The organism is Vagococcus martis, assembly GCF_002026305.1.
In the GTDB taxonomy this organism is placed as follows: Bacteria; Bacillota; Bacilli; order Lactobacillales; family Vagococcaceae; genus Vagococcus; species Vagococcus martis.
The window spans coordinates 1,270,822-1,292,772 of record NZ_MVAB01000001.1; the positions used below are offsets into that span (position 1 = coordinate 1,270,822).

At 32.7% G+C, this 21,951-nt stretch carries 21 protein-coding genes, 2 pseudogenes and 1 riboswitch; of the genes and pseudogenes, 13 read left to right on the forward strand and 10 right to left on the reverse strand.

Annotation, left to right across the window (positions count from 1 at the left end; all coding sequences use genetic code 11):
* Positions 1–48 precede the first annotated feature (48 nt).
* The 3 genes from BW731_RS06205 to BW731_RS06215 form a co-directional block, all read right to left on the reverse strand.
* Complete coding sequence (locus BW731_RS06205) at positions 49–2,388, reverse strand: ABC transporter ATP-binding protein/permease (RefSeq protein WP_079346594.1); 2,340 nt, start codon at positions 2,386–2,388, stop codon at positions 49–51.
* Between the two features lie 474 nt (positions 2,389–2,862).
* Entirely contained in the window at positions 2,863–3,342 is a 480-nt protein-coding gene (locus tag BW731_RS06210; RefSeq protein WP_079346596.1) for an RpiB/LacA/LacB family sugar-phosphate isomerase, read from the reverse strand.
* 266 nt (positions 3,343–3,608) lie between these two features.
* Entirely contained in the window at positions 3,609–3,818 is a 210-nt protein-coding gene (locus tag BW731_RS06215) for a CsbD family protein (protein ID WP_079346598.1), read from the reverse strand.
* 185 nt (positions 3,819–4,003) lie between these two features.
* Between BW731_RS06215 and BW731_RS06220 the strand changes: the two genes are divergently transcribed.
* Both BW731_RS06220 and BW731_RS06225 read left to right on the forward strand, forming a co-directional pair.
* On the forward strand, positions 4,004–5,155 hold the full coding sequence (locus tag BW731_RS06220) for a hypothetical protein (RefSeq protein WP_079346600.1): 1,152 nt from the start codon (positions 4,004–4,006) through the stop codon (positions 5,153–5,155).
* A 226-nt stretch (positions 5,156–5,381) separates the two neighbouring features.
* Positions 5,382–5,610, forward strand: a pseudogene (locus BW731_RS06225) (transposase).
* Positions 5,611–5,621: 11 nt separating this feature from the next.
* Here the strand turns inward: BW731_RS06225 and BW731_RS12850 are convergent.
* Positions 5,622–5,926: pseudogene (locus tag BW731_RS12850) on the reverse strand (IS30 family transposase); the annotation flags it as partial.
* Positions 5,927–6,641: 715 nt separating this feature from the next.
* Between BW731_RS12850 and BW731_RS06235 the strand changes: the two are divergent.
* Positions 6,642–7,028 (forward strand): HsmA family protein, encoded by a 387-nt coding sequence (locus BW731_RS06235; RefSeq protein WP_079346602.1) that lies wholly within the window; start codon positions 6,642–6,644, stop codon positions 7,026–7,028.
* Between the two features lie 157 nt (positions 7,029–7,185).
* Here the strand turns inward: BW731_RS06235 and BW731_RS06240 are convergent, their stop codons facing one another.
* A complete protein-coding gene (locus BW731_RS06240) occupies positions 7,186–8,277 on the reverse strand; it encodes an LPXTG cell wall anchor domain-containing protein (RefSeq protein WP_079346604.1) in 1,092 nt (363 codons plus the stop codon).
* Positions 8,278–8,895: 618 nt separating this feature from the next.
* On the opposite strand from BW731_RS06240, the gene BW731_RS06245 reads away from it, so the two are divergent.
* A complete protein-coding gene (locus BW731_RS06245) occupies positions 8,896–9,360 on the forward strand; it encodes a hypothetical protein (protein WP_079346606.1) in 465 nt (154 codons plus the stop codon).
* A gap of 225 nt (positions 9,361–9,585) precedes the next feature.
* Here the strand turns inward: BW731_RS06245 and BW731_RS06250 are convergent, their stop codons facing one another.
* Positions 9,586–9,768 (reverse strand): hypothetical protein, encoded by a 183-nt coding sequence (locus BW731_RS06250; RefSeq protein WP_079346607.1) that lies wholly within the window; start codon positions 9,766–9,768, stop codon positions 9,586–9,588.
* 159 nt (positions 9,769–9,927) lie between these two features.
* Between BW731_RS06250 and BW731_RS06255 the strand changes: the two genes are divergently transcribed.
* A complete protein-coding gene (locus BW731_RS06255) occupies positions 9,928–11,067 on the forward strand; it encodes an ArgE/DapE family deacylase (RefSeq protein ID WP_079346609.1) in 1,140 nt (379 codons plus the stop codon).
* A gap of 14 nt (positions 11,068–11,081) precedes the next feature.
* On the forward strand, positions 11,082–11,519 hold the full coding sequence (locus BW731_RS06260; protein ID WP_079346611.1) for an NUDIX hydrolase: 438 nt from the start codon (positions 11,082–11,084) through the stop codon (positions 11,517–11,519).
* 43 nt (positions 11,520–11,562) lie between these two features.
* Here BW731_RS06260 and BW731_RS12600 read toward each other — a convergent pair whose 3' ends face one another.
* Together BW731_RS12600 and BW731_RS06265 are read right to left on the reverse strand one after the other, a co-directional pair.
* Entirely contained in the window at positions 11,563–11,721 is a 159-nt protein-coding gene (locus BW731_RS12600; protein WP_158080168.1) for a hypothetical protein, read from the reverse strand.
* Between the two features lie 111 nt (positions 11,722–11,832).
* Positions 11,833–12,855, reverse strand: a complete 1,023-nt coding sequence (locus BW731_RS06265) for a linear amide C-N hydrolase (RefSeq protein WP_079346613.1) — start codon at positions 12,853–12,855, stop codon at positions 11,833–11,835.
* A 240-nt stretch (positions 12,856–13,095) separates the two neighbouring features.
* Here BW731_RS06265 and BW731_RS06270 point away from each other — a divergent pair, with 240 nt between their 5' ends.
* Positions 13,096–13,479 carry a YxeA family protein gene (locus BW731_RS06270; RefSeq protein WP_079346615.1) on the forward strand — a complete coding sequence of 128 codons (384 nt, stop codon included), beginning with the start codon at positions 13,096–13,098 and terminating at the stop codon, positions 13,477–13,479.
* 39 nt (positions 13,480–13,518) lie between these two features.
* On the opposite strand, the gene BW731_RS06275 is transcribed toward BW731_RS06270, so the two are convergent.
* Both BW731_RS06275 and BW731_RS06280 read right to left on the reverse strand, forming a co-directional pair.
* Positions 13,519–14,256 carry an amino acid ABC transporter ATP-binding protein gene (locus BW731_RS06275; protein WP_079346617.1) on the reverse strand — a complete coding sequence of 246 codons (738 nt, stop codon included), beginning with the start codon at positions 14,254–14,256 and terminating at the stop codon, positions 13,519–13,521.
* A complete protein-coding gene (locus BW731_RS06280) occupies positions 14,256–15,845 on the reverse strand; it encodes an ABC transporter permease subunit (RefSeq protein ID WP_079346619.1) in 1,590 nt (529 codons plus the stop codon). The genes BW731_RS06275 and BW731_RS06280 overlap by 1 nt, the downstream gene beginning before the upstream one ends.
* 87 nt (positions 15,846–15,932) lie before the next feature.
* Positions 15,933–16,107, reverse strand: a riboswitch (Lysine riboswitch).
* Positions 16,108–16,285: 178 nt separating this feature from the next.
* Here BW731_RS06280 and BW731_RS06285 point away from each other — a divergent pair.
* From BW731_RS06285 to BW731_RS06310, 6 genes are all read left to right on the forward strand, one after another.
* Positions 16,286–17,671: an ISNCY family transposase gene (locus tag BW731_RS06285; protein ID WP_079345715.1), complete on the forward strand. Its 1,386-nt coding sequence runs from the start codon at positions 16,286–16,288 to the stop codon at positions 17,669–17,671.
* Between the two features lie 205 nt (positions 17,672–17,876).
* Positions 17,877–18,785, forward strand: a complete 909-nt coding sequence (locus BW731_RS06290; RefSeq protein WP_079346621.1) for an EamA family transporter — start codon at positions 17,877–17,879, stop codon at positions 18,783–18,785.
* Positions 18,786–18,829: 44 nt separating this feature from the next.
* A complete protein-coding gene (locus BW731_RS06295) occupies positions 18,830–19,504 on the forward strand; it encodes an NAD-dependent protein deacylase (protein ID WP_079348572.1) in 675 nt (224 codons plus the stop codon).
* Between the two features lie 30 nt (positions 19,505–19,534).
* Complete coding sequence (locus tag BW731_RS06300; protein ID WP_079346623.1) at positions 19,535–19,795, forward strand: chorismate mutase; 261 nt, start codon at positions 19,535–19,537, stop codon at positions 19,793–19,795.
* A gap of 140 nt (positions 19,796–19,935) precedes the next feature.
* A complete protein-coding gene (locus tag BW731_RS06305) occupies positions 19,936–20,343 on the forward strand; it encodes a GNAT family N-acetyltransferase (protein WP_079346625.1) in 408 nt (135 codons plus the stop codon).
* Positions 20,344–20,821: 478 nt separating this feature from the next.
* Positions 20,822–21,910, forward strand: coding sequence for a serine hydrolase domain-containing protein (locus tag BW731_RS06310; protein ID WP_079346627.1), 1,089 nt, complete (start codon positions 20,822–20,824; stop codon positions 21,908–21,910).
* Positions 21,911–21,951: the final 41 nt, after the last annotated feature.

The following is a 21,951-nucleotide window of genomic DNA, read 5'->3' on the forward strand; positions in this document are numbered from 1 at the left end:
GTTTATTCTAGAGACTTTTGGGTCAGCCTCTTTTTGATTACTTACTATTTAATCAGCTCTTAATGCAATCGCAGCATCTTTTTTCGCAGCAATACGAGCTGGGATGTGACCACCAATCATTGTTAAAACTGTTGAAATGATGACTAAAATAATCGCATGTTTTGGATTAAGTTGAGCTACATTTTTTAAATCAGTTAGTTTATATAATAGGTTATTAATAGGGAACGTTGATGCATAAGCAATAAGGACTCCTAGTGAACCAGAGGCAATACCTAAAATACATGTTTCTGCATCAAACACACGTGTGATATCTTTCTTTCTAGCACCTAATGCTTTTAGAACACCAATTTCTTTTGTTCTTTCAAGAACAGAAGTATAAGTGATGATACCAATCATAATCATACTAGTAACAAGAGAAATACCAGCAAACGCAATCAAGACATAGGTGATAGCGTCCATTAGGCCACCAGTCAGTTGAGTCATCGTGCCAGCTAGGTCAGTATATAAAACACGATCTGCTTTGTCTTTGCCTTTATTGTATTTATCTAAGTAAGTTAAAATATCTTGTTTATCACTAAAGTTATTAGGATAAATTAGGATACTTGAAGGAGTAGTGGTACCACCAAGATAAGCCAGTAAGTTTTCTTTAGCTTGTGCATCCAGTGTTTCATTGTTCATGACATTTTTATTACTGTCACGTTGGGCTTTGACAATATCAGATTGCTCATTTTCTTCCACAATTTTGGCAGTTAAGTCATTACTATAGGCAAAACCGGGTGATAATAAATTCATGCTAGATGATGGTTTGATACGTAAAATCCCACTTACTCTGATAGTTGTGTTGTTGTTACTGTCATACATTTTTTTATAGTCAGTGTTAGGAATATAATTTCCTGTTGGGATTTTTTGGTAAAAATCATTATTTGAAATTAATTTAAATTCTTTTCCAACAATATCGTCAAAAGGAATTGGGTCATCTTCTTTTACATCTAAACCAATATTTTTTAAGGCATTAATATTGGTTGAATTTTGTTTATCAACAATTAAAACGACATCTGTTGAAGATCTTGGGTAGTCTCCGGCAATCACATTGTAGTTTTCTTGTAAGAAATCTTTAGAATCTTTGTTTAACTTTGTTGGAAATGATGAGATACCAATTCCAGTCATAGAAGACATGGCTGATTCCATTGAGTTGTTATTATTCGGTGCAGCATTTGAGAAACTAATTGGTTTGATATCACCATCAACATTTCCTAACATATTCATCGCCACTGTCCTAGAGTAGCCAATACTGTTAGTTAAGTTTGGATTAATATCTTTGATATAATCAACATATTCTTGATTAATTTTATTGATATGTTGTGATTTATCTTGTTCACTAAGTTTTGGTGTTACTTCTTTTTTCTTTGAATATTTTGCTTGGTCACTTCCTAAAGCATTTCGTTGATTCATTGATTGGTCAGTTGTAACTTGTGAAATCGTGATTGGAAATTTAGATAATGTCTCGGTTTGTGTTTTATCAATTTGGATTTGAAAGCCATTTGATAATGATAAGACAATTCCGATACTAATAATCCCAATACTAGAAGCAAATGCTGTCAGAAGGGTTCGTCCCTTTTTAGTTCGTAAATTATTAAATGATAGTTTTAATGCAGTGAAAAAGCTCATTTTTGTTCGTTTTAATTTAAACTCATTGTCATGGCTCTCTTCTGTGTGAGGCTTTGAATCATTTTTTATTTTCCCATCAGAAAATTCGATAATGCGATCAGCGTAGTCATAAGCAAGTTCTGGATTATGTGTGACCATGATGACTAATTTTTCTTTAGAGAGTTCTTTGATAAGCTTCATGATTTGTAAACTAGTTTCTGTATCTAATGCTCCTGTTGGCTCATCACATAGTAAAATATCTGGATCATTTGCAAGCGCTCGAGCAATCGCGACACGTTGCATTTGTCCACCTGATAATTGATTTGGTTTTTTATGCATATGATCAGCAAGCCCTACTCTTTCTAAGGCAGCTGTAGCATGTTTTCTTTTTTCCTCTTTTGATACACCACTAAGAGTCATCCCCAACTCGACGTTTTCGATAATGCCTAAATGACTGATTAAATTATAACTTTGGAAGACAAACCCTATTGAATTATTTCGGTAAGCATCCCAATCGCTATCTTTAAAATCTTTTGTAGACTTCCCATCAATAATCATATCTCCAGAATCATAATTATCGAGTCCACCAATGACATTCAGTAAAGTCGTTTTCCCAGAACCACTTGCTCCTAAGATAGCAACAAATTCTTGCCGTCTAAATGATACTGATACGCCATCAAGGGCTTTTGTTGTTGTGCCACCAACAGTATAATATTTTTTGATATTCTTTAACTCAAGCATGTGGATCTCCTCTTTTCTTTTAACATGTTCTTAACATATGTTTGTTAATAAACTAACTTTTATTATAACAAAAAAATTTGATAAGCTAAATAAATCCTCTTTTCTTATCAAAATCCGATCAACTTAGTAACTTGTCCACATTTTCTGTGGACAAGTGTGGACAACTTTTTAATAGACAGATTTATTATCTATATAGGTTGATAATATAGATTTTAAATTTTAGGTAAATTAAGTGAAAATAGTTGTTCGTGTGTAAAGATAACATAAAACCTGTGGATAAACTTGTGGACAATGTGTATAAGTTTATAAAACACTGAAAAAATAGTCTTTTTAATGTGAAAAACTATACTGTGGATAATTAAAACTATCCACAGTATGTTTTTTGTTCGCCAATGGGAAATACTTTACAGAAATAAATTGAACTTATCCAAATAAACAAAATGAATTGGATAAGTTCTAGAAGTTGAGTTACTTTTAAAGAGAATTATTTTCTTTTAAAATAGTCGGTTCAAGATTTTGTATCGTTTTGTATGCTGATTGTAAGTACTCAGGGCTTCCTTCAGAAAAATTATACGAAAAATCAGTGTTTAAAAAGGCATCAGCCATTTCTTTTGCTATATATGGCGTTATAATCAAGCCACCCATTGCCAGTACGTTAGCATTATTTATTTTTCTTGATAACGTAGCCGTTTCAATACTTTCACACAAGGCAGAGTATACCCCCGTAAATTTATTTGCGACAATGCTCACCCCCATACCAGTTCCACAAAAAATAAATCCTCGATCGTATTCTTGATTTGCTATCGCTTTTCCAATGTTAAAACCAACAGAATAGTATGCCTGTTCATTATTTTGGGTAATATCAGTTACATCCAATCCTTTTGATAGTAGATGTTTTTTCACATCATTTTTTAAAGCTAAGCCTGAAGGATCTGCTCCCATAATAATTTTCATAATTTCCGCTCCTTTTCTTTTCTGACATATAAAAGTAAAATATGTCTAATTTAAGTTTATAAAAAAACATAATATATGTAAAATGATGTTATTGGATGATTAATTATTAGTTATAAAACAATAAAAAGAGGCTGATCCAAAAGTAACATTTTAAATGAAAATCACTAAATTAATAAAACAGAAATCCCATGAATTCAGTCTTTTGCTAAACTGATTTCATGGGATTTTTCTATTTTAAGACTTTTGGGTTAGCCTCATATATTATTTTATTGTTTGTCTTCATGCTTTTTGAATTTGTCTTTCACATCATCAACAACTTCTTCTGTTTTTTCTTTAATCTCAGAGGATACTTCTTTTACTTTGCCTTCAGCTTGTTTTAAAAGGCCTTTATGTTTTAACTTGTCATTATTTGTAATGTCACCTGCAGTTTCTTCTACTTTACCTACCGCTTTGTCAACTTTACCTGTATCAGTCATATTAAATTCCTCCTATTTCTATTGATGTATCTTAACTATATATCAAAATACCTAAAAAATTCAAATGAAAGCCTTTCATAAACACGTTTTGTTATAATAAAAGGTGTTTAAAAAAATAGAGATTTCTTATTAAATTTTTGTTATAATTAAGCAGCGTTAAAAAAATAACATATATGGAGGTTTTTATGAAAAAAAGAGTTGTTAAAATGGTGATGTTGTTTATCATGGGAGTAAGTCTTGTTGGATGTACAGGTAAAACAGCAGACGAGTTCGTGGGAAGAATGGAGTCAGTTAATAATAAGAAACATAATGACATGACAATGGATATTAGTTTATCTGATATAGAAGTGACGACAGAAAACAGTAAAAATCCAATGGTAAACATGTTAGTCACTCAATTAAAAGAAACTAAGATAAGTATTCATAATATGAGGGATAGTAAAGAGGATAGTTTGGTTGAAACAAACGTCCAATTTGATTTAATGGGAATGAGTATTCCTATGTCTTTGGTAGGCTCAGTGAAAAAAACACCTAAAATGTATTTATCAACTGATAGTTTATCTTCGATTATGGAAATCGTTCAAAGTATATCAGGAGAAACCTTACCTGTGGATCAAGAGACATTAAATTCTTTAAAAGGAAAATACATTGATATTTCAGATTTATCAGAAAATCAAAATAAGACAAATACATTAACTGACTTAGGAAAAGAGTTGTCGGTAAATGAGAAGTTCAATCAAGCTTATGCAAAAGAGGTCGTTTCTTATATTAAGAGTTTAGATGCTAATACATTTGAAAAAAAAGATAATAAGATTACTCATACGTTTACCTTCGATGAAATAAAAGAAATGATTAAATTAAGTGATAAAGTGATTAAGTCAAATGATGAGTTTAAAACGATGGACACCACAGACTCTAAAACAGTGATCGAGGATTTAGTTAAAGGGTTTAAAGATGTGAGTGTAAAATTAGCTGTTGATACTAAAAAAAATGCCATGGATTTTAAGATAAATATGAAACCAGCAGAAGATGCTAATGCTAGCGGGTTGAAAAAGTTAGTCATGTATATAAAAGTATCTTCAAAATCAAGTAAAGAAACAGTTACTTTACCAAGTAAAGGTCAAATCATTTCCTCTGAAGAAGTAAATAAATTGATTTCTTCAGGACAACAAACAACCAACATATCTGATGAAGAGTTTTCAGATTTTCTTAAAGCAACAAAAGCAGGTAAAGAGAACGGAACCATTACGGAAGAAGTGCAAAAAGAAATATTAGAAGCGTATAAAGGAATTTTAACGGATGAACAGTATAGGCAGTTAGAGGAAGCTTTGAAATAAAAAATGGATTTTCGTCAAACTTGACTTATGAGTAAATATGACAGTGATCACAAATTTATCATCTTTTTTAGTTTAATGACTTTAGTGAGTTGAGCACGAAATCGTGCGAAACAGAAAAACAACGCTTACTGAGCGTGGAAGAAATAGTTTTAGCGTAAAGAAACTCCTTTCGATATACTAAAAAGTGGCTACCAACCGCAATAAGAGTATTGAAAGGAGGTTTCTTATGTCTAATGATGATAAAAGTTTAGCACACACAAGATAGAATTTTAAGTATCATTTAGTATTTACTCCAAAATACAGAAGGAAAGGAATTTATGGGATTTATTAAAGTAAGAAGTACTGTCATAATTCATGAGAAACAAGGAAATTTGAAATATACATATGGAAATAAAAGTTTTTGGCCTAAAGGATATTATGTGAGTACTGTAGGATGGAATCAGAAGATAATCTAAAAATATACTCGAGAACAAGAAATAGGAAACTCAGCCATGCCCAACAATCACATCGGGAGCCCAACCTTGAACCACTTTCTTTTGGATATATTCTTTTTCGTTATCAGGTAAACCGTCTACCGCAATTTTTTTTATTTGTTTTGTATCGTTGATAATAATCAAGAATAGATAGTTCATCGTTTAATGCGTTATAGACATTGTAAATAGTCTGTCTAGATCAGTTCAATTGTTTAGCAACAATTATTACTTTCTTATTTTGATAGTAATATAATTCTATTAAAACGAGTTCGTCTTTAGTAAGATGTGTATAGGTCATTTTTGATTACTCTTCTTGTTTTCTTTGGTAGGAAATCCAACTTGAGTGTATCATAAATGATTTTTTAATTGTCTAGCTTAATTTTACAATTGGCGATAAGTCAAAAAATGACTGAGTGTCTTTATTTCTAAAATGAGTAGGTTAATAGTTGAAGGATATCATAGGCTTCTTTTAGACTTGAAGGGCATGATAGTAGCTGATCAATTATCATTGATTCTTTTAAAAGAGGATATTTAGGAGAAGGAAAATTTCTCTAGGTTTTGAATTCAGAAATAGAAACATTTAGTTAGTTTTTTAAAAGAAATTTCCAATTTGCTTTTAGTTTATTAGCCTCTAGACTAGTCAAATCTTTCATTTCTCGCACTCTGAAATCATAAAAATTAGTGTTTATGTTGGTGACTAAAAATGTTGCTTTCTGTCGTTTCGTTGGAATTAAGTACTTTTAAAACATTAGTTAATGAAATTTGGTACAGTTTAGCGATTAACGTTATCTATATTTTTCAGAGTGATAAAACTACTAATATGGCATTTTTTCAATAACTGAGCATTGAGCAGTTCAATTGTGACTACAGTTCTTATAATTGTGGTAATATAAAATTAAATGTGAAAACCATCTAATTTTATATTTATGTTTGACTAGTGACATTTTGTCACTTATTATATTTTTATAGTGACAAAATGTCACTTAGAAACTATTTATGAGAGGGGAAATATAATGAGTAAAGAGTTGATTTTAGCTAGTATAGCTATGATTATTGCTTTAATATCGTACAGTATAGGAGTATTTGGTGAAAGAAGAACAGGAACTATCCAATTAAAACATATTTTATTTTTTGTTGGAGGCCTTATATTTGACTCGACAGGAACAGCTTTGATGAATCAAATTGCTTCTGAAAATACAGAATCAACTTTTGGTTTACACCAAATTACTGGTGGTGCGGCACTTATTTTGATGGGCTTTCATTTAATTTGGGCAATCGCTGTGTATAAAAAAGGTTCTGAAAAAGCAAAGAAACAGTTTCATAAGTTTAGTATAGGTGTTTGGACTCTATGGGTTATCTCATTTGTTTTAGGTATGTTTGTTGGTATGGGCATTATATAAATAACAGTTATTAAAAAGAGGATGATCCAAAAGTCTTAAAATAGAAAAATACCATGAAATCAGTTTATCAAAACACTGATTTCATGGTATTTCTGTTTTGTTAGTTTAGTAATTTTTAGTTAAAATCTTACTTTTGAATCAGCCTCTTTTAATGTATCTATTTTACATTAACTGAACGACGACGAATAATAACAGCAGATGAACCTAAAAGCCCTAATCCGATTAAAGATGTAGCCATTTTTGATGTTGTTTCACCCGTTTGTGGTAATACAGCAGATGTCGTTGAATTAGTCGTAACTGTTGGTATAACAACTGTTTGGATTGCTTCAGATACTGTAGGTTTGTTGACAGTAGATGATACTAATTCATTTTCTGGAGTGCTTGGTTTGACAACTAAGTCAATACCAGGAGCAGTTGGGTCTTCCATTAAACCATTATCTGGAGTCATTGGAGCATCTGGTTCAAAAACAAGCCCGTTATCTGGAGCCATTGGAGCATCTGGTTCAAAAACAAGCCCGTTATCTGGAGCCATTGGAGCATCTGGTTCAAAAACAAGCCCGTTATCTGGAGTCATTGGAGCATCTGGTTCAAAAACAAGCCCATTATCTGGAGTCATTGGAGCATCTGGTTCAAAAACAAGTCCATTATCTGGAGCCATTAATGCATCATCATCTGAAACTAAACCATTATCTGGAGCCATTGGCACATTTGGCTCAAAAACAAGCCCATTATCTGGAGCCATCGGAGCATCTGGTTCAAAAACAAGCCCATTATCTGGAGTCATTGGAGCATCTGATTCAAATATAAGCCCATTATCTGGAGTCATTGGAGCATCTGATTCAAAAACAAGCCCATTATCTGGAGTCATTGGAGCATCTGATTCAAAAACAAGTCCATTATCTGGGGCCATTGGTGCCTCTTCGTCTTCAGTACTCTCATCAGAGATTAAACCATTATCTGGAGTCATTGGAGCATCTGGTTCAAAAACAAGTCCATTATCTGGAGTCATTGGAGCATCTGGTTCAAAAACAAGTCCATTATCTGGAGTCATCGGAGCATCTGATTCAAACACTAAAGAATTATCATAAGTTTCATCGTTAGACACGTCTCCTCCATTAGCTTCTTCTGCACTAACAGTGGTTGTTAAGCTAATCATACCAATGCTCAAGGCACTTAATAAAGCGGTTTTTTTGAACGATTTTGCAGCTTTTTTTTGTTGCATCATTTTTTTGTAATCTTGTCTTTTCATTTACTATATCTCCCTCTTTTTTTAAATAATAACACTACGTTCGGTAAACGTATATTACAAAAAGAGTATAAACTAAAATAAAACATATTTCAACACTTTTTGTACCTAATTATTTCAAAATATTATATAAATATACACTTAATTGAATTTCATGCAATTTTCATAAAAATATATCCATGTAGGCACAAAAAAACACCCATTAATAAATTAATGGGTGTACCACGGGGTATAAGGTATTAAATGTTTGGAAGTATCCGCGGTTGGTAAAATAAAGGTAAGTTCATAATACGATGCATTAATAAAAAAGTCAATAGATAAACGAAAAAATGTTTTTTATATCGAAAAAACCTCTAGTTTGATACTAGAGGAAGGAGTATATTCTCTAACGTGGGAAGAAAGAGAATACATGATTAGGAGTTTTACAGTAGAATAAAAAGATTTTACTGTGGGTACTTCCTCAACTGTGGGAGAAGAGGAAGTTAGATGAGTGATAGGAGTTGCACCTAAAGTTTGTTAAAGTCTGATTTACTTTTCACTCATTTGTTATAATTAACTTGTTTATATCATAAAGGTTGAAGCTTAAATGAACCTTAAAAAAGAAAAGTTAGGAGAAAAAAGATGTTAGAAAGAGATTATGTGATACCAATTTTAAATAAATGGACAGATATATTACGATTAAAAAATCAGTGGGATTTAGATATTATTCCGGTAGATGATGAAGCATTTGACAAAACAGGTGATATAAAAATAGATATCACAGATAAAAAAGCTTTGGTATATTTAAATCAGCGTAATCCTCGTAATGAAAACATAGAGGAAGTAATTGTTCATGAATTGCTGCATTTAAAATTATATCCATTAGATCAATTGACTGAAACCTTAATAAATAATCATTATGATGATACTTCATCGGAATATCAGGTTATGTATGAACAATTCATGATTTCATTAGAAACCACAGTAGAAGAATTAACAAAGTGTTTTCTAGAAAAAACAGGTGACGATACACGATTATCATTTGGTAGAGTAAAAGAAATGAAAAGCTTTAATGAATTATTTGAAGGGCTTAATAATTTAGAATAAAAAAACCTCTAGTTTTCACTAGAGGAGGAGATGGTTAACAACTTTCGGGATTAAGCTGTCAAATAGATTTGGAGTAAAAAAATGAAAAAATGTAACATGCTTTGGGATTATCCTCTGTTGTGGGAGGAGAGGATGTGTTAAATAATGATTTAACTGTCTATATCATAATATCCAAACCTTAATTTAACCTTAAAAAAGTAAGATGAAAAAAAGATTATCGTGACATTATTTTTTCTTTTTCTTTTCTTCGATAACTTGAGGATTGTCAGGTAAAATAATGTTAAATCCGTCATGATCTAGTGAGTTTATTCTTTCTTTAATGAAATCTTTCTCTATGACAAATTCTTTTTCTAATGTGGTAGTGTCATTCAGAATAACTGGTTGAGCGGGCATCGATTTATTTGACATAAGTATCCCTCTTTTCTTTTTATTACGTCTATTATACCATTAAAACTAGATTAAATATATTTAGAGACATGTTAAGGAGAAGTTGTATGATTTAGTTATATTAAATGAACGTGGTATGATAGAAATACAAAAATATGAAAGAAAAAGGGGAGAACAATCATGCAAAAGAATCAAAAAATCGAGTGGTTACAAGACATTGTTAAGATGGAAACAATCAATGGTAACGAAGAAATTGTGGCAAAATATATTCAAAATAAATTAAAGCAAGTTAATATTTCAACTGAATTGATTCAATATGCTGATAATCGTAGCAGTTTAGTGGCAACGATTAAAAAAGGAAATAGTGGTAAAGTTCTAGGGTTAACTGGTCATATGGATGTCGTGGACCCTGGGGATGCGAGTGATTGGAAGTATCCACCTTTTTCTGCAACTATAGAAGGTAATAAACTTTACGGTCGTGGTTCAACGGATATGAAAAGTGGTCTGATGGCAATGGTTATTGCAATGATTGAACTTCAAGAAGAACAAAAAGAATTTAATGGCACGATTAAATTATTAGCAACCGTTGGAGAAGAAGTGGGCGAGTTAGGGGCTGAACAATTAACTAATCTAGGATATGTTGATGACTTAGATGGTTTGATTGTAGGTGAGCCAAGTAATTATAATCTCGTCTATACTCATATGGGGTCAATCAATTACACAGTGACATCAGAAGGAAAAGAAGCACACAGTTCTATGCCACAAGAAGGATATAATGCATTAAACCATTTGATTGATTTTTCGTACCACATCAATCAAAAAATGGATGAGATTTCAAGTAACTATGTAAATGAGGAATTAGGTTCAACGATCCATAATATTACGATTATGAATGGTGGGAAACAGGTCAATAGTATTCCAAACTTTGCATCACTACAAGGAAATATACGTAGTATTCCAGAATTTTCTAATGATGCCATCATTGAAGTATTACAAGACACTGTAGATGAACTAAATAAAAATCAGCCATACAAGTTAAAACTAACTATTGATTACAATAAACTATCTGTTAAAACAAACAAACAGTCTGAATTAATTAAGGCAATTCAACAACAATTTGATGAACCATTACCACTTATTGGGATTGGTGCGACGACTGATACGGCAGAATTTATTAAATCGTCTAATCCGTTTGATTTTGTTGTCTTTGGCCCTGGTGAATCAACATTACCACACCAAGTCAATGAGTATGTTGACATAGATAATTATTTAGATATGATTGATAAATACAAACAAATTATGTTAACTTATTTAAATTAAAAAGGACGTTATTTATGGAAGACATTCGAGTCGTTATAGGAGATAGTAAGTTTGATGTGAGAGCGTGTGGCGTTTTAAGTCAAGACAATCATATTTTATCAAGTGTTGAATCTGATGGTAGTCAGACGTTACCTGGTGGGGCAGTTAAAATAGGTGAAACATCTAAAGAGGCTGTTGTACGAGAATTTTTAGAAGAGACTAATATAAGGGTTAGAGTAGGAAATCTTTTAGCGGTAGTTGAAAATATGTTCACTTATAAGGACAAACCATATCAACAAGTTATCTTTGTCTATGAGGTTTTTCCAATCGAAGAGATAAGTGATATAAAAGGAGATATTGAAGTTAAGTGGACACCTAAAGAAAGATTGAATGCATTAAAACCTAGCTCATTAAATGATATTATCCAACAACTAGGTACGACTATTAGACATGTGATTAATAAAGAAGATTAAAATAGCTACTCAAGTATCCATGAATACTTGAGTAGCTATTTTTTTATTTGTGTTCGCGGATTAAACGTTTTTCAGCTTTTTCTTCTTTTTTCTCCGCTACTTTTTCACGATTTTTATCGATATCAGCTTCGAAGATGTCTTTCGCTTTTTCTTGTTCAAATGAACGGCGATTTTGTTTGGCTCCATCTCGTTCTGTTCTCATGGTTTTACCTTCTTTCATCATGTTAAATTGATGGCATTTATTCAATGCTTATAAGGTAATCTTACACGTAGTTATCGAAAAAATAATGAATTAACTGTGCTGTTTTCTTTATTAAGAAGCGAAGACAACGTTATTGTCTAAATGAATAGCATGATACGTGATGTCTGTTAGGGAAGTATCTAATTCTTTCGCTGTGATAGCAAGACCTTCACCTGTTTGAGTATAGGCGATTTGTTTAGTGACATCATAACCAGACCAGTAGCGTGTATAATCTGTGATGCTCATTTCAGCTTTTTTGTGTTCTAAACCTCGAGGCACGATGATTGGTCTAAAAACACTGTATAGTCTATTGATTCCTTTATTTGTATCAAAATCATCTAACATATTTTTTAGATAGAAACTTCTGATAAAACGAGAAGGAGAAGTATAATCTCCGGGTAAACCAAATAATCCGTAACCTGTACCATGTTCAATTGGTTCCACATCAACTTTATTTTTCATCACACGATGAGTGGGATGATCAATATCGCTTAAATTAATGTAATGTCTGATATTTGTAGTGTGGTAGTTATATTCTGGGCTATTCGTCATCACATCAACATAGTCGTATAGTTTAAATCCGCCATCTAATACAGGCTCTAAAACGATACCTTCTCCAGTTGTATCAACGAATGTGTAGTGTAGAGGGAAATGAAGATTTTGACCTTTATAAACAAAAGGCTCATCGGCTAAAACAAATTCTTTATAATGTTCTTTAATTTCAGCTACAGTTTTAAAGTTTGATAAAATATATAAGACAAATTCTTCTGTTAGTAGTGGTTGTTTGCCATCATCAATAATGTCTTGAGTGTTTTTTGTCGTTGCTTCAACTAGAACTTGCATATCACCAACTAAGCCATGTTCATTCATACCATCATACATGACCGTTGTATACTTTGTCATAACACCTAAGACTGTGTATTTACTGGTCCAAGGAGAAACTTGGCTAGCTATATTGATGTGTTTTGGAACAGTTGCTAGTGTAATATCTAAATCTAATCCAGGATCTTCACCAAACATTGAAATATCTAAATCCATTGTGCGACCGAAAAAAATATCGCCATTTTTAGCAGTTAACGTGATATTTGTACACATTTAAAAAACCTCCTTTTTATGATTAGATATATAGTAAAGCTTTTATTGAAATAATACAAATGATAGCTCTTTTTTAATTGTTCATTTAAAGAAATAATAATATTTTTTTGTCTTTAAACTTACGTTTTTGTTAGGTTAAAGAGAGTCGTTTTAGTTATTTTAATCTAAAATACATGTTATTATTCATGTATAAATCTTTTTAGATTATATTGTTAATTAATTTGTTTATGAGGTGATAATATGGTAAAAAAAATTATTTTAGTAGTAGCTGTAATATTGGTCGTCGTTTGTGGGTATAAAGGATATGAGTACTATAATATGACCTATAAAGGTGATATTGCCTATGCTAAAGTACCTGAAGTTGTTCCTACAGAGCAAGAGACAAAAGATGATACAGGAAAAGTCATTACTGGTAGTAAAACGTATCAATACGATTTTGATTTTGTAAAAGAAGATGGGACAATACAAAAAATGGATTATGAATTGAGTGGTGATAATGTGATCCCATTAAAACCAGGTTCATATATAAAAGCATCGATTAGTCAAAAAAGGGTAATTAGTGGACCAAATGATGTGTCAAAAAGTGATATTCCAAAGAATGTATTAGAAAAACTAGATAAATAAAAATAAGCTAGATTGAGTTGGCTCAATCTAGCTTATTTTTTATCCTTCTAAAATACGTTGTAAAAATTCTTTTGTACGAGCTTGTTCTGGATGTTGGAAAATTTTTTCCGGAGCACCTTCTTCAGCAACAACTCCTTGATCCATAAAAATGACACGATCAGATACTTCTTCGGCAAAAGCCATCTCATGCGTTACGATAATCATGGTTAATCCAGTCCCAGTTAACTCACGCATGATTTTTAATACTTCACCGACCATTTCAGGGTCAAGTGCTGAGGTTGGCTCATCGAATAGCATCACCTCAGGATCCATAGAGATGGCGCGAGCAATTGCGACACGTTGTTTTTGTCCACCAGATAATTGGCTAGGTTTAGCATGAGCAAAATCTTTCATCCCGACTTTATCTAAATTTTCAATCGCGATACGTTCTGCTTCTTCTCGTGAGCGTTTTAATACTTTTACTTGTCCAACAATGCAGTTATTTAAGACATCGTGATTTTCAAATAGATTGAACTGTTGAAATACCATTCCAACATGAGCACGATATTTTGGTAAGTTATAACCAGGAGCAAGGATATTGTCACCTTTGAAAAGTAATTCCCCACCAGTTGGTTCTTCTAATAAATTAATGCAACGAAGTAAAGTTGATTTACCTGAACCAGATGGCCCGATAATCGTTACAACTTCACCATCTTTTACAGATAGATTAATGTCTTTTAATACTTCATGATTGCCGTATTGTTTTTGTAAATGATTGATTTGGATTAAGTCTGTCATTATTTGTCATCCTTTCTTTCTAAAATAGCTGTTTGCATTTGATTAGCATAAGGTGCGTATTCACCAGTACCATCCATACGTTTTTCAACAAATCGTAAAATACGCGTTACAGTAAAGGTCATAACAAAGTAAATCACACAAACAACAAAGAAGGTATCAAAGAATCTAAAGTTACTTCCAGCGACTGTTTTTGCTTGGAAGAATAATTCGGTTACTGCAATCACATTTAATACAGAAGTATCTTTGATGTTAATGACAAATTCATTCCCCATAGCAGGTAGAATATTTCTAAATACTTGTGGAATCACGACGTTGACCATTGTTTGACCGTGTGTCATTCCAATAGCAGATGCTGCTTCAAATTGTCCTTTATCAACCGAGAAGATACCACCACGAACGATTTCTGTCATGTAAGCCCCAGTATTGATTGATACAATAAATAATGCTGCTGCAAGAGGATTCATATCAATCCCAAATGCTTGAGAAGAACCATAGTAAATCACCATCGCTTGAACGATCATTGGCGTTCCTCTAAAAATTTCGATATAAATAGAAAATAGAGTGTTTAATAATTTAAATAATACTTTGTTCACCATACTTTTTGGCGTTGGGATGGTTCTAAATAAGCCAATTCCTAATCCGATGAATGTTCCAACAATTGTCCCGATAAGTGAGATTAAAAGCGTTACTCCAGCACCTTTTAAGAACATTTGCCAGTTTTCTTTGACGATTTTGACAATCCAATTTTCATTTGATTGTGAGTCAGGTTGTTCACTAATGGCAATATCCATAAAATTGTCTCGTTCAGTTTGATTTATTCCGGCTAAAATGTCATTAATTTTTGCGATATCTTGACTGCCTTTTTTAACACCGATAGAAACAGATGTATCATCACGATTTGTTTTAAATCCTTGGCCATCTTTAAAATCAATCATTTTAAAATTAGGATTCACTTTTTGGGCGGTGATTCCCTCAGGTTTTTCTGAAACATAGGCATCAATTTTTCCGGATTGAAGTGCCACACGCATAGCAGAAAAATCATCCATGGCAGTTTGTTTTGAGACACCTTCGATTTGATCAATCACAGAATAGTGAAATGTATTTAATTGGGCAGTCACTTTTGCCCCTTCAAAATCTTTCAGACTTTTGGCATTGGCATATTTTCCATCTTTTGCAACGACTAAGACTAAGTTTGAGTGATAATAGTCATTGGTAAAGTCGATGGTTTTTTTTCGTTCTTCAGTGGGAGACATACCAGCGATAATAGCATCTACTTTTCCAGAAGTTAAAGCAGGAGCTAAACCGTCCCAAGCTGTTTTGTAAATGACCAGTTCTTTTCCTAAGCCTTCAGCAACACGTTTTGCGATCATGACATCATAGCCGTTTGCGTACTCGCTTCCTCCTTGGATTTTAACAGCGCCATTGTTGTCATTTTGTTGTGTCCAGTTGAATGGAGGATATCCAGCTTCCATTCCTACGACAAATTTATCATCATTTGCCTCCACTTTTGGTGTCAGCATGATTAGGCTAATAAACATAAATAATAGTGCAATAAGGACATGATTGGTCGAACGATTGTTTGTTTGCATGATAATTCTCCTTTTGTTTTAGATAAATAAAAAAGCAACCTCGTAAATAGAGGTTGCTTGTTATGAAGTCAGATTAACAATAAGTTATCTAATCATAGCGCATCTTAGTTTTAACTAAGACAGTTCTATAGTTATTCACTATAGCCCCAACATGATAAGCGAGGAACTTTATCACATTTCGGCAATCTTCCCTGTGCATTAGTGTCAACGTAATCCTCTACTCGACTAATGTTATTGATAGACTGCAACCTCTAGATTTATAATATTCGGTTATTTTTTCTTAATATGTCTAACACTATATCATACCTTTTTCAAAAAGTCATGACTTTTCACGAAAATTTTATTTGACTATCATTCGAAAGTGATAATGTCCTAAGTAGGTCGAAAGACAAAATGTCCCAAAATGATAAAATAACTTTATGAAAAGGATAAATCTAACAATGAATGAAACCAAAAAGTATCAAGTTATTAAAGCTGTCGCTGAAAATAAAAAACAAAAAAAGAGAGCTAGTGTTGAACTTAATTTATCTATACGACAAATTAACCGTTTAGTGAAATCATACAGGGAAAATGGTAAATCAGCATTTGTCCATAAAAATCGAGGGAGAAAAAATAAGCACTCTGTGCCTGAAAAAGTAAAACAACAAATAATCACTAGTTATCAATCGTTTAGTATTAAACCAAATATTAAGCATTTTACTGAAATACTGAAAAACGACCATCATATCTGTTATACAGATACTACAATTAGAAGCATCCTGTACAAAGAAAAAATACTTTCACCAAAGGCTCAAAAAAAGACAAAAAGAAGACTCAAACAATTAATAAAGCAAGAAGGTCAACAAACCAAACAATCAGAGAACCTATTGGTTCCAAGAGCTGAAGACTACCTAGAACTCCCTGAAAAGACCCATCCTAGTCGACCTAGAAAAAAATACAAAGGAGAATTAATTCAATTAGATGCTAGTTCATATAATTGGTTTGGAAATCAAATAACTCATCTTCATTTAGCTATTGACGACGCATCAGGTAATATTGTTGGCGCTTATTTTGACCAACAGGAAACGCTCAATGGTTATTACCATGTTCTTCATCAAATTCTGACAAAACAAGGGATTCCTGCCACTTTTCTAACAGATAAACGAACCGTCTTTGAGTACAACAGAAAATCAACAAAAGCTGTAGAAGAAGATACGTTCACGCAGTTTGGGTTTGCTTGTCATCAATTAGGTATTGACATAAAAACATCCTCTATTCCTCAAGCAAAAGGTCGTGTAGAACGTTTAAATGGGACAGTGCAATCAAGATTGCCTGTTGATCTTGAGATAGCAAATATACATTCTATAGAGGAGGCTAATCAATTTCTATCTGTATGGATTCGAAAGTTTAATCGACAATTTGGTCACAAAACTGCAGAAAGTGTTTATGAAACTTCTCCTACAACAGCTGAAATTAATTTATTACTAGCTACTGTCTCTCATCGTATAGTCGATAATGGCCATCATATTAAGTATCAAAATAAATTTTATCTTCCAACGGAAGGTGGTAGCGACAAATATTTTACAAGGAAAACGAAAGCATTAATTATAAAAGCTTTTAACGGGGAGATTTATGTTAATATAGCAGAAAAAATTTATCCTACTAGACGATTAAAAAACCACGAGACCTATTCAAAAGAGTTTGATGGGGTTTCTTCAGATATAAAAAAAGAAAGACGCAAGTACATTCCACCACAGTCACATCCGTGGAAACTTGAGTCTTTCAAAAGGTATCTTCAAAGTATTGACCGTACTATCGAAGAATATGAGGCTGAAAAAACAGCCTGAAACAAAAAGTACCTTATTTTACCAATAATGGTCACATTAGTGCAAGTTTTACGCAGTAAAGATTGCGCTAATGTGAGCCCTCATTTTGGGACATTTTTATTTTCGATTGACAGACTTTTCACGAAAATTTTATTTGACCAAGTCACGTTAATTCGTTATTTTTAGACAAGTAAGTATGATAGAAAAATTGAGGGAGACGAAAAATATGTGGTTTATGTCAGCGCTGGTAGCTGTCTTTGCATGGGGGACAGCAGATTTATTTTATAAACTGGGAAACAATGAAAAAGATAAGTATAGTGCACAAAAAACAGTGGTCATTGTGGGATTGGTGATGGGACTTCATGCCTTTTTCTACTATTATTTGTATTTGGGTGTGAGTTTTGAATGGAAAAATTTATTGATTTATTTACCTGTGTCGTCCATGTATATTTTATCAATGGCGATCGGGTATGTGGGGCTTCGTTATATAGAGCTGAGTGTGTCTTCACCCATTAGTAACTCTTCAGGAGCGGTGTCAGCTTTATTAATGTATCTGATACTAGGAGCGAAAATGGTGTGGATTCAATTTATTGCTGTGGCAGTTATTTCAGTCGCTATTTTTATGTTGTCTGTTTATGAAAAGCAAGAAGTTGATCATGAGTTAAAAGTATCAGGCAATGTGGTCGATAAAAAATATCAGAAAAGTGCACTTGCGATTATTTTTCCAATACTTTACTGCGTGATTGATGGATTGGGGACATTTTTGGATGGGTATTATTTAGAGTATGCGGAAATTTTACCTGAAAACCAAGCCAACATGAGTTATGAATTTACTTTTTTAATCGTTGGGTTACTGATGTGGGGTTATTTACGAGTAGCTAAAGGAGAAAAAATTGATGTGTTTCATGAAAAGTATAAAGGTTTTGCGGCACTTTTTGAAACCTTGGGACAATTTTTCTATATTGGTGCGATTGCGAGTCATTCCATTGTCGTGGCACCGATGATCGCCTCATATAGTATTGTGTCAGTCTTGTGGTCACGAATTTTTTTAAAAGAGAAATTAACGAAAAAACAATACATCATGATTTTTGCGATTATTATTTCTGTGGTTGTATTAGGCTTTTTTGACGAATAATGTCATAATAAAGTAAGGGAGTGATTGATGTGGAAGAACAAGCAATGGAGATATTACAGCAGGCGGAAAATATCGTGTTTATGACAGGTGCCGGTGTCTCAACAGCATCGGGTATTCCTGATTATCGCTCTATGACAGGGGTATATCATGGAGTGGAAAATCCAGAATATTTGCTGAGTCATACTTGTTTAAAACGTGAGCCTGATGTTTTTTATCAATTTGTCCAACAATTATACCATCCAGAAGCAAAACCGAATGTGATTCATGAAAAAATGGCAGAATTAAGCCAAACGAAACAAGTTGGGATTGTGACACAAAATATTGACGACTTACATATTAAAGCAGGAAGTCCAAATGTGGTGTCGTTTCATGGAAGTTTGTATGATTGTTATTGTCAAAAATGTGGTCAGTCAGTTTCTGTTCCAGACTATATGAAGAGTATGTATCATCAAGAATGTGGCGGGATCATTCGTCCGAATGTTGTACTTTACGAAGAAAGCTTGTCTGAGGCTAATATAGAAACAGCTATTTCTTGGTTGTCTCAAGCAGACGTTGTATGTATTGTTGGCACAAGCTTTCAAGTGTATCCTTTTAGCGGACTGATTAATTACCGCAAACCTGATAGCCAGGTGATTGTGGTAAACAAAGAACCCATTTCATTAATGATGCCTCATCTTTTAGTGCAACAAAAAGGTGAAGACTTTTTCTCTGATATATAATCTGACTCTTATACGAAATGAGGAGATAAGATGTTAAGTCAAGATAGACAACGAATTGATGAAATTGATGAACAAATCGTATCATTATTGGAAGAAAGATATGATTGTGTGTCGCACATCGCGAAGATAAAAAAAGACAATCATATTCCAGTTTTTGATACGACAAGAGAAGAAGCCGTATTAGAAAAAATTCGACAAATGGTATCAAATGAGGATTATGCTGATTCAATCGTCGAAACATTTAATCAAATCATGATGGTCTCAAAAGATTATCAAAAAAGTAAACAATAAAGGTGATCCTTCAGAAAATTTCTGGAGGATTTTTTTATAGTTATGATACAATGAACGAAACACCTGAAAGGGGATTTTATCATGAATAATCGGTTGAAGTTTGACTCTTAATTTTAAAAATTAAATTAGGAGGAAAGATAATGATAGAGTATAGAAACGGAAGTAATATAAAACGTGAACAACTAGAGTTGTTGTATGATAGTGTTGGATGGATAGCTTACACAAAAGATTTAAAAGGTTTAGAGCAAGCACTAGTTAATTCACTTTATGTGGTAAGTGCTTGGCATGAAGAACAATTAGTTGGTTTAATCAGAGTTATTGGTGATGGTCAAACAATTTTATATGTACAAGATATGTTGATTCACCCAGATTATCAACGTCAAAAAATTGGGACAACACTAATGTCTGACATATTAGAAACGTATAAACATGTGCGCCAAAAAGTATTATTAACTGTAGATGAACCAGATGTTCGAGGGTTTTATGAGAGTTTTGGATTTGAATCGTGTGATAAAGGAAGCACAGTTGCATTTTATAAAGAGTTTTAGGAACATTGATAAGTCGAAGAGATATTTTTCTTTGGCTTATTTTTTATTTCTCCAAATGATAGTAGCTAGTAAAACAATCATAAACATTAACTGACCGAAACCAAGCAAGAGACTTTCTTGGAATTTAGCATATAAATCATATGTGAGATAGATAAACCAAATGATAATAATCGTTGTGATGAGATAAGGAATAAATTTATTCATTATTGTGACCTCTGATTATTTTTAAAGTATGATTATTGTATCATTATGTTGTTTGATATGGAATACTATACTAGAATAAATATAGTTGGTATTATGACCAAAGATAGAGATATAAAAGTTAAATTATTTGCTAGCCGAGTGAATTTGTCTATAATTGTTTATTAAAGAAGCATAGAAATATACGATAGACTTCATAGATTTAAGGTTTATTTAAGTAAAGTCTTTTACAATACATGTGAATTGAACGTATCGTTTACCCAAAGGAGGTCAGGGCGTGAAAAAAAAGATAGCTAGAAAAATAGCGCTAACAGCTTTAGCAACAGTCTTATTATTGTTAGGATTAAATCATTATTATCGACAAAATATCATAAAAGATGAGGTGTTAGCTGCTAATGAAAAAGATGATACCTCTTTTCAAGTTAGTCTAGATGATTATTTTGCCGATGAAAATTATAATGGTGTCGCGATGGTGCTTGAAAATGGTGATATTTTATCTGCCTCAGCTTATGGATATAGTAATTATGAAGCAGGGGAAAAAAACACATTGGACACGCTATTTCCTGTAGCCTCTTTGCAAAAAATGATGACTGCAACATTGATAGCAAAGGAAATTTCAAAAGGAAAATTAACCTATGAAACGAAACTCTCGGACTTTTATCCGGATATTTCGTACAGTGATAAGATAACCATTCGTGATTTGCTAGACCAAACATCAGGTATTCGAATGGGTGAAATAGCACCAGATGACGTGTTAAAAACTCAAAAAGAACAAATGGCTTATGTTTTAGAGAGTCTTGAGAGTACAGGTGAAATGAGTTTTAGCTATACTAATGCTAATTATTCTTTATTAGCAGGTATTTTATCGACTGTTACAGGAGAAGACTACGAAACATTGTTTACCAAAGAAATCATTGAGCCACTACATTTATCTAATACATTTTTCTGGGATACCGTGTCAGATAAAAAAGTAGCAAAAGCATACAATAGTTCCATTTTACTAGGTGAATATGCTACAGGAACGGATGATTTTGTTGCAGCTAAACCTTTGTACTCTAGTCTAATCGGTGCCGGAAATGTATTGATGTCGGCAGAAGATTTGGCAACTTATTTAGAGGGCTTAACTGATGGAACATTGATTACTAAAGATGAATTTTCTGATTTAATACAAGGGAATCCAGAGTATAGTGGGGCTTTCTGGGGCAATGATGAACTACTACAAACCAATGGGAGTCTTGGTAACTATCAATCTTCTGTTTTACTAGATAAGTCAGGCGGGAAAATGGTAATCTTGATTAGCAATGGAAGTGAAATCGACAGTTTATCAGACTTAGCATCAGATATTTATCAACGAACATTTGGTTAATAGAAAAAATCACCAATCTTCATGATGGAAGGTTGGTGATT

Excerpts from the sequence above, each read along its gene's own strand:
- BW731_RS06205 (WP_079346594.1), bottom strand. The coding sequence starts at position 2,388 with ATGCTTGAGTTAAAGAATATCAAAAAATATTATACTGTTGGTGGCACA.
- BW731_RS06300 (WP_079346623.1), top strand. The coding sequence starts at position 19,535 with ATGTTAAGTCAAGATAGACAACGAATTGATGAAATTGATGAACAAATC.
- BW731_RS06215 (WP_079346598.1), bottom strand. The coding sequence starts at position 3,818 with ATGACTGATACAGGTAAAGTTGACAAAGCGGTAGGTAAAGTAGAAGAA.
- BW731_RS06210 (WP_079346596.1), bottom strand. The coding sequence starts at position 3,342 with ATGAAAATTATTATGGGAGCAGATCCTTCAGGCTTAGCTTTAAAAAAT.
- BW731_RS06260 (WP_079346611.1), top strand. The coding sequence starts at position 11,082 with ATGGAAGACATTCGAGTCGTTATAGGAGATAGTAAGTTTGATGTGAGA.
- BW731_RS06290 (WP_079346621.1), top strand. The coding sequence starts at position 17,877 with ATGTGGTTTATGTCAGCGCTGGTAGCTGTCTTTGCATGGGGGACAGCA.
- BW731_RS06285 (WP_079345715.1), top strand. The coding sequence starts at position 16,286 with ATGAATGAAACCAAAAAGTATCAAGTTATTAAAGCTGTCGCTGAAAAT.
- BW731_RS06255 (WP_079346609.1), top strand. The coding sequence starts at position 9,928 with ATGCAAAAGAATCAAAAAATCGAGTGGTTACAAGACATTGTTAAGATG.
- BW731_RS06220 (WP_079346600.1), top strand. The coding sequence starts at position 4,004 with ATGAAAAAAAGAGTTGTTAAAATGGTGATGTTGTTTATCATGGGAGTA.
- BW731_RS06245 (WP_079346606.1), top strand. The coding sequence starts at position 8,896 with ATGTTAGAAAGAGATTATGTGATACCAATTTTAAATAAATGGACAGAT.
- BW731_RS06275 (WP_079346617.1), bottom strand. The coding sequence starts at position 14,256 with ATGACAGACTTAATCCAAATCAATCATTTACAAAAACAATACGGCAAT.
- BW731_RS06265 (WP_079346613.1), bottom strand. The coding sequence starts at position 12,855 with ATGTGTACAAATATCACGTTAACTGCTAAAAATGGCGATATTTTTTTC.
- BW731_RS06240 (WP_079346604.1), bottom strand. The coding sequence starts at position 8,277 with ATGAAAAGACAAGATTACAAAAAAATGATGCAACAAAAAAAAGCTGCA.
- BW731_RS06295 (WP_079348572.1), top strand. The coding sequence starts at position 18,830 with ATGGAGATATTACAGCAGGCGGAAAATATCGTGTTTATGACAGGTGCC.
- BW731_RS06250 (WP_079346607.1), bottom strand. The coding sequence starts at position 9,768 with ATGTCAAATAAATCGATGCCCGCTCAACCAGTTATTCTGAATGACACT.
- BW731_RS06305 (WP_079346625.1), top strand. The coding sequence starts at position 19,936 with ATGATAGAGTATAGAAACGGAAGTAATATAAAACGTGAACAACTAGAG.
- BW731_RS12600 (WP_158080168.1), bottom strand. The coding sequence starts at position 11,721 with ATGAGAACAGAACGAGATGGAGCCAAACAAAATCGCCGTTCATTTGAA.
- BW731_RS06280 (WP_079346619.1), bottom strand. The coding sequence starts at position 15,845 with ATGCAAACAAACAATCGTTCGACCAATCATGTCCTTATTGCACTATTA.
- BW731_RS06270 (WP_079346615.1), top strand. The coding sequence starts at position 13,096 with ATGGTAAAAAAAATTATTTTAGTAGTAGCTGTAATATTGGTCGTCGTT.
- BW731_RS06235 (WP_079346602.1), top strand. The coding sequence starts at position 6,642 with ATGAGTAAAGAGTTGATTTTAGCTAGTATAGCTATGATTATTGCTTTA.